The 12,586-nt window shown below is 64.3% G+C and carries 7 protein-coding genes; 1 reads left to right on the forward strand and 6 read right to left on the reverse strand.

The features are described from left to right. Positions 1 to 248: 248 nt before the first annotated feature. Positions 249 to 1,544 (forward strand): folylpolyglutamate synthase/dihydrofolate synthase family protein, encoded by a 1,296-nt coding sequence (locus tag N0P34_RS00185; protein ID WP_275605013.1) that lies wholly within the window; start codon positions 249 to 251, stop codon positions 1,542 to 1,544. Positions 1,545 to 1,736: 192 nt separating this feature from the next. On the opposite strand, the gene N0P34_RS00190 is transcribed toward N0P34_RS00185, so the two are convergent. The 6 genes from N0P34_RS00190 to accD form a co-directional block, all read right to left on the reverse strand. Continuing rightward, positions 1,737 to 3,407, reverse strand: a complete 1,671-nt coding sequence (locus N0P34_RS00190; protein ID WP_275605014.1) for a glycoside hydrolase family 3 N-terminal domain-containing protein — start codon at positions 3,405 to 3,407, stop codon at positions 1,737 to 1,739. Positions 3,408 to 4,004: 597 nt separating this feature from the next. Next, positions 4,005 to 4,328: a thioredoxin gene (gene trxA, locus N0P34_RS00195; RefSeq protein WP_275605015.1), complete on the reverse strand. Its 324-nt coding sequence runs from the start codon at positions 4,326 to 4,328 to the stop codon at positions 4,005 to 4,007. A 91-nt stretch (positions 4,329 to 4,419) separates the two neighbouring features. Beyond that, positions 4,420 to 7,791: a double-strand break repair helicase AddA gene (addA, locus tag N0P34_RS00200; RefSeq protein ID WP_275605016.1), complete on the reverse strand. Its 3,372-nt coding sequence runs from the start codon at positions 7,789 to 7,791 to the stop codon at positions 4,420 to 4,422. Further along, positions 7,788 to 10,808, reverse strand: a complete 3,021-nt coding sequence (gene addB / locus N0P34_RS00205) for a double-strand break repair protein AddB (protein ID WP_275605017.1) — start codon at positions 10,806 to 10,808, stop codon at positions 7,788 to 7,790. The genes addA and addB overlap by 4 nt, the downstream gene beginning before the upstream one ends. Then, positions 10,805 to 11,497 carry a nucleotidyltransferase family protein gene (locus N0P34_RS00210; RefSeq protein WP_275605018.1) on the reverse strand — a complete coding sequence of 231 codons (693 nt, stop codon included), beginning with the start codon at positions 11,495 to 11,497 and terminating at the stop codon, positions 10,805 to 10,807. The genes addB and N0P34_RS00210 overlap by 4 nt, the downstream gene beginning before the upstream one ends. 73 nt (positions 11,498 to 11,570) lie before the next feature. Next, positions 11,571 to 12,545, reverse strand: coding sequence for an acetyl-CoA carboxylase, carboxyltransferase subunit beta (gene accD / locus N0P34_RS00215; protein ID WP_275605019.1), 975 nt, complete (start codon positions 12,543 to 12,545; stop codon positions 11,571 to 11,573). Positions 12,546 to 12,586 lie beyond the last annotated feature (41 nt).

Below are 12,586 nucleotides of genomic sequence, written 5' to 3' on the forward strand. Positions count from 1 at the left end.
TCAGACCCATCTCCACCCTCCCCCTTGAGGGGAGGGCAGCGCAGCTTGCCCCGCAGGGGCTTAGCGAAGCTGGGAGGGGAATGCTACCAGACACACCCCCACCCACCCTCCCCTTCGAGGGGGAGGTTTCAGGCCGGTGTGTGCCGCAACTATCTGCCCGCCCCCTCCCAACCTCCCCCTTCCAGGGGGAGGTTGGGAGGGGGTATTCAGGCGTGCACGATCATGCCGCCGGATTTCGGAGCCCAAAAATGTCCCGCACTGACGCCATATTGAAGCGCCTCAGCCAGCTCCATCCCAGGCTGATCGACCTCAGCCTCGATCGCATGTTGCCGCTGCTCGAAAAACTCGGCAATCCGCAGGACCATCTGCCTCCGGTGATCCATGTCGCCGGCACCAATGCCAAGGGCTCGACCATCGCCCATCTCCGCGCCTTTCTCGAGGCCGCGGGCAAATCGGTGCACGTCTATAATTCCCCCCACCTCGTGCGCTTCAACGAGCGCATCCGCCTCGCCGGCAAGCTGGTCGAGACCGATCGCCTCAATTCCGCGCTCGAAGAGGTGGAAGCCATCAATGCCGGCGAAGGCATCACCTTTTTCGAGGTGACGACGGTCACCGCCTTCAAGCTCTTTGCCGAAACTCCGGCCGATTATCTCCTGCTCGAAACCGGCATGGGCGGCACGTTCGACACCACCAATGTGGTCAAGCACCCGCTGGGCACCATCATCACCCCGGTCGATTTCGACCATCAGGGTTTCCTCGGCAATACGCTGACCGAAATCGCCAACAACAAGGCCGGCATTCTCAAACGCGGCGCCCTCTCGGTCATGGGCATCCAGCGCCCCGAAGCGCGAAAAGTGCTCGAACGCGCCGCCCATCGCCTCGGCATCACCCCCATCTGGCAGGGCGAGGATTTCCACGGCTCAGCCCAGGATGGACGCTTGGTCTATTCCGACGAGCAGGGGCTGCTCGACCTGCCGCCCTCGGCCCTTCTCGGCCCGCACCAATTCGACAATGCCACTCTCGCCATTGCCGCAACGCGCCATTTCGGCCTGCCGGTCGATGAGAAAGCCATTGCCGAGGGCCTCCGCCGCGTTACCTGGCCGGCCCGCATGCAGCCCATCCGCCATGGCGATCTGCGCGACCTCCTGCCCCCCGGGCACGAGCTCTGGCTCGATGGTGGACACAATCCCCATGGTGCCGCCGCCCTCGCCCGCGCCATTGCCGAGCTCGACGCCCACAACAAGCGGCCGCTGGTAATGATCATGGGCATGATGAGCAATCGTGACCCCGCCGAGTTCCTCGCCGCCTTCACCGATTTCGCCCCCGAAGTGCTGACCCTCGCTATCCCCGGCGAGGAAAACGCCCATCCGGCCGATCACATCGCCGCCCGCGCCAAAACCCTCGGCCTTGCCGCCCAGCCCATAGCCTCGATCGAAGCCGCCCTGGCCGAGGCCGCCAAAACCCCCGACGCCCGCGTCCTCATCTGCGGCTCGCTCTACCTCGCCGGCGATGTCCTGGCGAAGAACAACACCCCCCCGGACTGATTTTCTGGTGTCCAAGGCTCGGCTCTATCGCCCCCTCGCCCCTCAGGGGAGAGGGTTGGGGTGAGGGGTGAAGGGCTCTCGTCGTAAGCCGCGCCGCTGAACCCTCATCCGGCCCTTCGGGCCACCTTCTCCCCTCAGGGGAGAAGGGAAGGAAGAGTCGAGCCTGTGGTTACAGTCCAAGCCCCCAAAAACCTAATACCGCCCCTGCTCACTCCCGCAGAACGGATCCAGCGGGCTCTTGCCCACAAAGGGCTTCCGCCCCAGCAGCGTTTCCAGCACGGCCGCCTGGAATTCATCGCTCGAGCCATAGGCGTTGACATAGGTGCCCACGCGCGGCGCGTCGTGGAGGTAATAGGGAAAGCCCAGCGACACCATCAGCGTCGGCACATCGTGCCAGTGCCGGCGCATGGCGCCATACACCGTCCCCGTCAGCCGCTTCCAGTCCAAAAATATCCGTCCCCTCGTCAGCAATGTCTCCTCGGCGAGGAGATAGAGCACAAGGTCATAATCCGCCGGGTTCACCGCCAGATCCGGCGTAAAAACCGTCACCGCAAACCCCTCCGTCTCCAGCATTTCCGGCAGCGACAGCGGAATGGGCTCGGGCGCAAAGGGCTGGACCGAACCGGTCGAATAGACCAGCACCCGCTGGTGCTTTTCCTTGGACAGCGGCAACAGGCCCGGCACATCCTTGACCAGCGTTACCGCCCGCTCGGTAACATCCCGCGCCAGCGCCCGGCTGTCCGCCGTGGCCACCTTTGCCCGTGCCCCTTCAAAATTCAGCGCCTCCCGCGCCTTGTGCAGCCCCAGCGCCGCCTTGAGCGCGAGGATCCGCGTCACCGCCTCGTCCACCCGCTCCTGCGTCAGCCGCCCATCGGCCACCGCCTTCACCAGCCGCATCAGATCGGCATTGGGATCATCGGAAAACAGGATGACATCGCACCCGGCAATGATCAGCTCGGGCAGGGTTTCGTCGCGATGCCCCCAATCGCCCAGTCCGGCCATCGGCGTGGCGTCGGACACGATCAGCCCGTTAAAGCCCAATTGCTCGCGCAGCAGCGTTTCGTTCAGCACCCGGCTCAGCGATGCCGGCCGGAAGGCTTCGCCCTTGGCCTCGGGGTCGAGCGAGCGCACAAAGGCCGGAAAGGCGATATGGGCGGACATTACGCTCATCACCCCGGCCTTGATCGCCGCGCGATAGAGCCGCCCGAATTTCTGCTCCCAGTCCTCCAGCGTCAGCGGATTGACCGTCGTCACCAGATGCTGGTCGCGGTCGTCAAAACCCTCGCCCGGCCAGTGCTTTACCGTCGCCGCAACGCCCTTCTTCTGAAACGCCTCAATCTGGGCCAATGCGTGCCGTTCGATGCGGTCGACATCATCGCCATAGGATCGCGTGCCGACAATGGCACTACGCCAGGCGGCATTGATGTCGATGACAGGCGTAAAGCTCCAATTGAGCCCGACGGCCCGCGCTTCCTCGGCCATGATGGTCGAGATCGCCGTGGTCGCCTCCACATCGTCCACGGCTGCCAGCGCCAGCGGGTTGGGCACGGAGGTGCCAAAGGGCAGGCTCATGCGGCTGCCTTCGAGATCGGCGCTCACCAGCATCGGCGCGGGCCCGAGCGTATCAAAATTCTGCGCCAGCGCGATCTCGGCCGCGAGGTCGCCACTATAGATCCGCGTCACCCCGCCCGGCCGAAACGAGCGCAATTGCTCGAGCGCCTCCTCGGTCGAGCCCCGCGCCAAAAGCACGAACAGCTGGGCCAGCTTGTCGCGCGGCGTCAACCCGTCGCGCGTCGACTGAACCCAGGCAATGGCCTCGTCATCGAGATTGAACGGGGCGGCAGAAAGCTCGATTGCGGCCAAGGCAAAGCTCCGAAAAAACAGGTCAGATCAAATGGGTAGGGCGACGCGGCGGCCCAGTTCAGGCAATCACTTATTTGTGTGGCTTTACCGCGCCCGAAAACAAGGAAAATTGTGCTGACTTCGCGCCCGCAATGAGAAAGCCCCCCTGCTCCGCGCTCTCCGGCACGGGCGCGTTGGAGCGTCTGCACTAGTGCCCGATTGCTCAGCACACCGCCGGCTTCCCTCGGGCCTGACCCGAGGGCCACTCCGAGAGCCCCAATATTGGCAATGTGCGCTGGGACAGCGGCCCTCGGGTCGAGCCCGAGGGCAGTACCGTGCGGAGGGAAAAGCACCAGTCGCCCCACCCTCCCCCCTTGAGGGGAGGGCAGCAAAGCTTGGCCGCAGGCCCTAGCGGCGCTGGGAGGGGGTGTTCCATTCCCGCGGCCCTCATTGCTTCCCACGACGTCATCCCCGCGAAAGCGGGGACCCCCGTTGAAACAGCGGTTCCCGCTTCCGCGGGAATGGCACCGAGATAGAAAAACCGCTCCCGCTCCCAAAAACAAAAAACGCCGCCGGAAAACCGGCGGCGTCTTAAAATTCTCGCTGAAGGAAAAATCCTTAAGCTGCGTGGCCTTCGAGCCATTTGGCGAGGCCTGCCTTGGGGGTGCCGGCGCCGATCTTCATGTCGGCGGCTTCGCCGTTCTTGAACAGGATCATGGTCGGGATCGAGCGCACGCCATATTGCGCTGTTGTCGAGGGGTTCTGGTCGACGTTGAGCTTGACGATCTTCACCTTGCCCTGGAGCTCGGTGGACAATTCGTCGAGAACCGGCGCGATTGCCAGGCACGGTCCGCACCATTCTGCCCAAAAATCCACAAGGACCGGCACATTGGAGTTGAGGACTTCCTGGCCGAAATTGGCGTCGGAAACATGGTCAGTCATGGAGTTCGCCTTTGGTTTGCTTTTGGTTCGTAAAGCGGTCGCCTAATTGCTCTCAAAGCTGGTGAGAGTCCAGTCGCAACGCAAGGGGTGTTCACCGCAGGGTGAAATTCTTGCCCGCTGCGCCGAGCAGGTCCTGGGGTAAATTCATCAGTGATTCCAACTCGGTCCACAGAATCGCGGCGCGCACGATCCTGCCGGGGAAAAGCTGACCTGCAACCAGTGCATATAGCCCCAGTTGGGTCAGATAGCGGGCCGGTATGGCCTCGGGCCGATCCGGCACATGCGCGTCGGATTTGTAGTCGATCACCAACACCCCCTCGTCGTCAACCACCAGGCGGTCGATGCGCCCGGAGAGTTGCACGGCTTCGCCGTCCCGGTCCGCATTGACCAAAAAGGGCACTTCGGCCCGGCTTTGTGGTCCGAAAATATGGGCAAGATCTATCCGCTCGAGAATGCTCCGCGCCCTGTCCATGACCGCTCCATGCGCCTCGCCATATTCGGGTAGAAGCGCTTCCATGGCGCGCGGCATCACCTTGTCCCAGGCGCTTCGTTCGATGCCGCTCATGTGCTGCAGCAGCGCATGCAGCGCCAGCCCGCTTTTTCTGGCAAGTTCGGCGTCCCGCACCTTTTCGGCGGCGCTCTGCAGGATCGGCGCATTCTCTCCCTCCGACGACGGAGACAGAATCGGCACCGGCACAAACTCGGGCAGCGGCGCCAGCACCAGCGGCGTGAACGCAGCGTTGATCCCGGGCAGCGGCACGCTTAGCGGCGCGATGGCGGGGCGCTCGGCCGGATAGACCAGCGCCGCTTCCTGCCCGGTCACATCTCCAACGCTCTGCCCATGCGGGCGCAGCGCCCCTTCGATCGCCTCATACCAGGTGCCGTCCGTCTTGCCGGTCACCGTCAGCGCCCCGGTCACATAGAGCTCGTCCTCGGCGCGGGTCATGCCGACATAGAGTTTGCGCCAATATTCCTCCAGCCGCACGGCGTCGATCCGGTCCTTGATGCCCTGGATTTCCGTCGTCCGCTGGCCCTTGCTGCCGGCATGAAAGAAGATCGGACCCTCTGGCCGCTCGTCGAGATAAACCGGCGTGCTGGTCTGGCTGCCGCTGGGCTTGGCCGTGGCATCGGCGAGAATCACGACCGGGGCTTCCAGCCCCTTGGCGCCATGCACGGTCATCACCCGCACCCCGCTACCGCCCTCGGCCAGCTCGCGCTTGATCGACACGCTGCGCCGCCGCATCTCGGCGGCAAAGCCCTGCAGCGATGGCTGCTCGGTCTGCTCATGGGCAATGGCCAGCTCGAGGAATTCGGACAGCACCTCGTCCACTTCCGTTCCCAACCGCGCATGGAAGCGCTTGAGGCCCTCTTCGGCATAGAGAACGCGGGCCAAAAATTCATAGGGCCGCTCGAAATCGAGCTCGGCGCGCCACCGCGCCAGCCGCTCGGCGGCCTCCCGCGCCGAAGCAATAGTGGTGGCCAAGAGCGCCGACCACAGCCTTTGCCCGCCCGAGCGGGGGCTGGCGAGCTGGAACAGATCCTCCTCGCTCACATCGAACAGCGGCGAGCGCAGCAGCGCCGCCAATTGCAGATCATCGGCCGGGTTGAGCAGCACATCGATCAGCGCCAAGAGGTCCAGCACGGCGATATGGCCGGTCACGCCCAGCCGGTCCGCACCGGGCGTCGGCAGGTTTTGCAGCCGCAGCGCCCGGATGATCTCCTGGAACAATATGTTTCGCGACTGGACGAGAACCAGCACGTCGTCCGGGGTGACCGCCCTGCCCCGATGCCCCAGCGGCCTGTGGCTGTCGACCCAGAAGCGGATTTCGGCGGCAATGCGCATCGCCACCTGGCGCGGCGCGCTCTGCTCGGCCTCCACCGGCTCGCGCGGCCATTCGCCATCACCCGCCTCGGCCTCGCTTGTCCGCAATGGAGGCCACAGCGTCACCGTGCCGCCGGGCTGGGTGCGGGCGGCATTGTGCCCAACCTTGTCTTCAGAGAGCAGAGCCGCCTGGATATCGGAGCGCGCGCAGACGAGGTCCACCGCATTCAATATCCCCGAGAGGGTGCGAAAACTGGTATGCAGCGGCAGCCGCGCAAATTGCTTTTCCGCCGCCTGCGCCCTGCGATGAAATTCGCCCCCGGTCAGCCCGAACAGCGCCGGTTGCGCCCCCTGGAAGGAATAAATCGACTGCTTCTGGTCGCCCACGGCGAACACCGAGCGCGGCCGCTCGACAGCGCCTGCGCCGGCAAAGAATTCTTCGGCAATGGCCTTAACCACCCGCCATTGCCGCTCATTGGTGTCTTGGCTCTCGTCGACCAGAATATGGTCGATCCCGGCATCGAGCTTGTACTGCACCCAGGGACCGATGGCGGGATTGGCAAAGAGGTCGCCGAGTTTTTCAACAAGATCGTCAAAGTCGAGCAGCGAGTGGCGCCGCTTGTCGCGCTCATAGCGCCGGGCGATGGCCACCAGCACGTCCAGCACCGCCTCGCTGCGCTCGATCAGCCGCGCCGCGATGATCTCCTGGTCGAGTTGGAGAACGCGTTCCTGCTCGGCGGCCATCATCTCGCCGATGCCCGGCAGCGCCTTCTCTTGCGTCTTGGTCACGAGACGCGCGCGCGGGCTTCCATCCTTGGTCAAAACGAGGCCCCGGAGCGTTGCCGCATCCGGATTGTCCGATCCGTCACCGATTAGCAGTTTGAGGGCGCCTGATGTTAACGATGTGTTAGCAACAAGCGCACTTTCGAGACTTTCCGCCGTTGCCCCGCAGTAGCCCACTACGCGCCGCAGTCGTGCCTTGGCGCCCTCGGGATCAGCGAGCACGACATCGAGCCGCGCGCCCAGTGCGAGGCCGGAATTGATAGCTTCGCCAATGGCATAGTCGCTCATCAGCCCAAACAGGGTCTCGACCGCCGCCCGGTTCTCCCCGCCCCGCAATCCGTCGGCCAGAACCGACTCGCGGGCCGCCATAATCATTTGATTTTGCTGGTCTTCTTCGATCACCGAGAAGTCGAACGGCACCCCGGCCTCGATCGGAAACCGGTGCAAAACGGCTTCGCAGAAGGCATGGATGGTCAAGATCCTCAGCCCGCCCGGCGTTTCCAGCGCCCGCGCAAACAGGGTTCGCGCCCGACCGACTATGACATCAGTCACCGGAGCGCCTGTAAGCCCCTGCAAATCCTTGTATAATTTGTCCCTTGGCATGACGGCCCAGGCCGCCAGTTCGGCCGAAATACGCCCCCGCATCTCCGCCGCCGCGGCCTTGGTATAGGTGAGGCAAAGGATCGATTCGGGAAACACCCCGGCCAGCAAGAGCCGCAGCACCCGTCGAGTCAGAACGAAGGTTTTCCCTGATCCTGCATTGGCTTCCACCCAGATCGAGCGACTGGGATCGGTCGCCTCGCCCTGGGCCCGCGTGGTGTCAAAAGGAATGGAAAGCTCGCCCCGCTCCGCGCTCATTCGCTATCCTCCCCGCCATCGACGGAAGTCCATTCGGCCAAGCGCGACAGATGATCATAGGCCCCGGCAAAGCGCTGGCTCAGCAAGGGTAACAGCCGCGCGGGCATAGGCCTCTGATTGAACAGGAAAAAATCGATATGCCCCTGCATGCGCCGTCCGATCTCCTCGGCGGCCTCCATCAGATCCATACCCTCGGCCGGCGCAAAATCGCTGGGTATGAAAGCCTCGGGCCCCAGCCCGATCTTGACGTAAATCAGCCCGCTCGTGTCCGCCGATGGGATGTCCTTCATCGCCCCGGCCTTGGCCATCATTGCTTCGACCAGCAGTTGCGGCGCCTCAAAAGCCTTCATCATGCCCTTGGTCGGCGGCGTTCCGGTTTTGAAATCAAGGATTTCGACGCTGCCATCCATCATCTGGTCGACGCGGTCAGCCTGCCCCGTCACGAGGAAGGGCTCGACCATGGGCAGTGTCATCTCGCCCCGGATTTCGGCATGGCGTTTTCGCACGCGCGGGGCTCTAAGCCGTTCAAAATCAAGGAATTGCCGCGCCGCCGTCTCGAAGCGTCGCAGCCAGATATCCCGGCGTTCTCCAATTGCTTCGAGCCCCGAAAAAGAGTCGGCAGCGATCGTCATCAGTGTGTCGAACGCCTCCGGCGCGTTGGGATCATGCCCCTCCATGACAAACCGCCCCAGTGCATCATGGATGATCGTGCCGCGCTCCCGCGCATCCGGCACATCCCCCAGAGGATCGAGCCGTCGCAACCCCAGCACATGGCGGGCATAGAGGTCATAGGGCGAGCGCATCAGCGTCTCGATCTCGGTCACCGACAGCCGTCGTGGCCGCAGATGGACCGGTGGATTGGGCAGGGGTCGTGCGGCTGGTTTCGTCTCTGGCACGGCGTCGAGCGCCCGGGCCTGCTCGAGCCAGAGCCTGCCCTTTTCCTGCAATCCATCCGCAGCATCCGCGCCGATAAAGGCATCAAGCCGTTGCAGAAATCGAGATGGGCTGGCCGGGCTCGCGCCGATCCGCCTGGCATAGGCGACGATGACATCACGATTGCCGATGGCCTGGGCAAAGTCGTGAGCAGCAAGCCCCTGCAGCCGCTCGGGAGGCTCCAGCCCCGCTGCCAGCCGCATGCCGCGGCTGAGCCACGGCCCCGGATCGGCCGGTTCGGGCCATTTGTCTTCATTGACGGCGCCGAGAATGACGAGGTCCGGGCTCATCAGCCGCGCTTCCAGCTGTCCCCAGATGGCAATGTCACTGCGCCGCTCGACATGGTTACGCACCTGGAACCCGGTCATCAACGCCGACAGCACGCGATCAAGCGCAATCGGCGGGAAGGGGTGCCCCTCCCCCCGGTGCCCGATCATCTGGTCGGCCCAGCCCTCGAATTCGTCCCGCCCGCGCAATGACGCGCCGTCGGCCGTGGCGACCAGAGCCAGCCGTAGCGCCTGCGCCAGGTCGGCGGCATCCATGCTCTGGCCGTCGACCAGCGCAATAAGCGGCGCGATGGCCGCCTCCACCCGGTCGAGCAGCGCCGAAATAGCGCCCCCGTCATCTGCCGAAAGACGTCGCGCCGCGTGCTTCGGCGGCTCTACAACATGGGCCGCCAGCGCCGCACGCAGCCCGCCAAGGCCGGGTGCAATTCTCTGCCCCCGCAGCAGGCCAAGCTCGATGGCATCGGTCAGCGCACCAAGCTCGGAACGCGAATAGCCAAACATGGCCCAGCGGCTGCGCAACAGGGCGATCAGGTCGACTGCCGCGCAGCGCGACACTGCAAGGTTGAGAATCTGTCGGGCCAACCGCCCCACCGGGGCATGGAACAGTGGCGCACCGGCCGCGTCGTCGACATAGATGTCAAATCTCGCCAGTTCCGCTGCAATCCGCCGCGCCAGATTGCGATCCGGGGTGATGATCCCGACAGTCTTTTTCTCAGCCAGCGCAGAGCGCGCTGCCAGCGCAATGGCCCGCGCCTCTTCGTCTTCATGACGGGCGGCGATCACAGCCATACCGTCGAGGGCCATCTGCAGTTGCGCGCCGCCCAGCCGGGCTTCATACCAGCCGGCCGTTTCCTCCGTCAGAGCCAGTGCCTTGGTGACGAGGTGGGTGCGCGGATGTGGCCCCTCGACCAGCGCCTCCACCTGCCCCGGCCCTGCCCCAAGCGTCCGCAGCAGCCGCGCCAGATTATACTGCGGATGGCCATGCGGGCTCTTGAGCGGATCAAGCAGCGCCGCATGGGTTTCCGCGCTCATGTCGGTGTCGAGCCCCGGGAGCACAAGCGCGCCGCGGGGGAGCCGCGAAATGGCCCGGAGCAAGCGCGCAGTCGCCGGGATCGAGCCGGTCGAGCCTGCCGCGATCACGGGCCGATCGCCATAAACCAGCGGCGCGGCATCCGCCTGCCGGTCGAGCCGCGCGCCGCGCAGAAACGCTGGATCGGCCATTCCCAAGGTCGCGAGAATTTGCGGCCAGACCGTCAGCGCAATATCGAGAAAGGTCAGCGTTTGCTGCCAATAGGCGCCCAGTGTCGGCGAAAGTTGCTCGGTTATGATTTTCAGCGCGCTGGCATCACGTTCCTCGATGGCGAGGTCGTCAAAGACCAGTCCGAGCGAATCGGCCATGGAAAAAATTTCGGCGGCGGTCGGGGGCGTCGAAAAGGCCTCGCTGCCTGCGGGGGTTCGCGCCCATGCCGCGACCAGTCGCGACAGCACCAGCCGGCGGTGCAGCACTGACGCAGGCCGCGGCAAGGCCTCCGCCTCGAAGGGCGGCAGGAAGGGCTCTTCGTCTTCCACCTCTCCGCCAAAGGTGCGGATGTCTGGCAACAGGCCATTAAAATCAGGGTGTTCCAAAAACGCCTGCGCCAGAACGCGTTTGGCGCGCTGTGTCGGCAGGACGATGGTGACATCGCTGAGCCAGAACGGCCCTGTCCGCGGCCAGTCGCCGAGGAGACGCCCATCCATCACCGCAGCCGCCAGGGTCGGCAGGAAAGGTGTATGCGGCGGAATGGAAAAAAGGCTCATGGCGCCAGCAGCGCAGCGGTTGCGGCCAGGGCCTGCGGATCCCCCACATGATACCAGGGGGCATCGAGCACGATGCCGTAAAGCGTCTCGCGCTCCATTGCCGCGTCGAAGATGTCAGTGATCGAAAAGGCGCCATCCGGGGTATCACGGAACAGCTTTTTCCCCATCAGCGCCACCCCGCCATAGATGACAGGCGCTCCATAGTCCCGGGTCACCCTTCCGGCGGGATCCAGGCAAAAATCATGGCTGCGGCCAAAGCCGGTGGCGCGCGAGGGCTGGATGCAGAGGAGGACGATGTCGTCTTCTCCGGCGTAGCGCGCCCGCATCCGCCCCAGCGGCCTGTCGCTCCCCGCCGACCAGAAGGCATCGGTGTTCATGACGAAAAAGGGGTCGGTGGCGAGCATGGGCAGCGCCGCCTTGACGCCCCCACCGGTCCCCAGCAGCGTCGCCTCCCGGTTTACCTTCAAGAGCCCGCCAAAATGAGCCAGGACCTGATCGGCGCGATAATGGGCATTGGCCGCAAAGCGCTTGGCGCCTTCGGCCCGCGCAGTGGCCATGACGCGCTCGATCAGCGGCACGCCGGCCACCGGAATGAGAGGCTTGGGCAGGGTTTCGGTCAGCGGCCGCATGCGCATGCCGAGGCCGGCGGCAAGCAGCATCACATCAGGGAATCGGTCAGGCTTTTCCATGGCCGGATAAGACCGGGGCGGCCCGGTCTTGTCCAGTATGGCCAGGGACAGGCGCCCTTAGCCTGTGGTCAAATTATTCGGCGTGGGCTGCTGGCGGAGCGAGATCGTCGTCGCCTTCTGCGGCCACAGCTACCTCGCGCATGCTCGCCTGTGCGGTCTGGGCACGCTCGTTCGTCCCAGCCAGCTCGGGGTGTTCTGGGCCGCGGGTCAGGATGCTCGCCAGCGAGCCGATGGTGGAGCGCAGATTGTGCCGGTGCACCACCATGTCGACCATGCCGTGCTCATAGAGATATTCGGAGCGCTGGAAGCCCTTTGGCAGCTTTTCGCGGATCGTCTGTTCGATCACACGCTGGCCGGCAAAGCCGATGAGAGCGCCCGGCTCGGCGAGATGCACGTCGCCGAGCATGGCATAGGAAGCGGTAACGCCGCCCGTGGTCGGATTGGTCAACACCACGAAGAAGGGCAGGCCAGCTTCGCGCAGGCGCAGCACCGCAACCGTGGTGCGCGGCATCTGCATCAGGCTGAGTACGCCTTCCTGCATGCGCGCGCCGCCGGACGACACGAAGAGCACGAAAGGCGTCTTGCGCTCAACGGCGGTTTCCAGCCCGGTGATGATCCCCTGCCCGGCTGCCATGCCGAGCGATCCACCCATGAAGTCGAAATCCTGGATCGCGACTGTGATGTCGCGCTCATAGAGTCTGCCGACAGCCACGATGACGCTGTCCTCAAAGCCGGTCTTGGCGCGGTTTTCCTTCAACCGGTCGGTATAGCGCTTCTGGTCGCGGAATTTGAGCGGATCGACCGGTACGGACGCAACCGGGATCAAATCATAGGCGCCGTCATCGAGGAAGGTCTTCAGCCGATCCGTCGGCTTGATCTTCATGTGATAGCCGGAATTCGGCACCACCCACTGATTGGCCTCGAGGTCCCGATAAAAGACCATCTCGCCCGATTCCGGGTCCTTCACCCACAAATTTTCGGGCGTATCCCGCTTGTTGGACAGGAAGGAGCGGATTTTGGGGCGGACGAAATTGTCGATCCAGTTCATGGCGCGGCCTTTCGTGGTGATTTCGACAGCGTTTTTTTTCG

The organism is Devosia sp. FJ2-5-3 (assembly GCF_029201545.1).
Taxonomy (GTDB): domain Bacteria; phylum Pseudomonadota; class Alphaproteobacteria; order Rhizobiales; family Devosiaceae; genus Devosia.

Excerpts from the sequence above, each read along its gene's own strand:
- N0P34_RS00185 (WP_275605013.1), top strand. The coding sequence starts at position 249 with ATGTCCCGCACTGACGCCATATTGAAGCGCCTCAGCCAGCTCCATCCC.
- trxA (WP_275605015.1), bottom strand. The coding sequence starts at position 4,328 with ATGACTGACCATGTTTCCGACGCCAATTTCGGCCAGGAAGTCCTCAAC.
- addA (WP_275605016.1), bottom strand. The coding sequence starts at position 7,791 with ATGAGCGCGGAGCGGGGCGAGCTTTCCATTCCTTTTGACACCACGCGG.
- addB (WP_275605017.1), bottom strand. The coding sequence starts at position 10,808 with ATGAGCCTTTTTTCCATTCCGCCGCATACACCTTTCCTGCCGACCCTG.
- N0P34_RS00210 (WP_275605018.1), bottom strand. The coding sequence starts at position 11,497 with ATGGAAAAGCCTGACCGATTCCCTGATGTGATGCTGCTTGCCGCCGGC.
- accD (WP_275605019.1), bottom strand. The coding sequence starts at position 12,545 with ATGAACTGGATCGACAATTTCGTCCGCCCCAAAATCCGCTCCTTCCTG.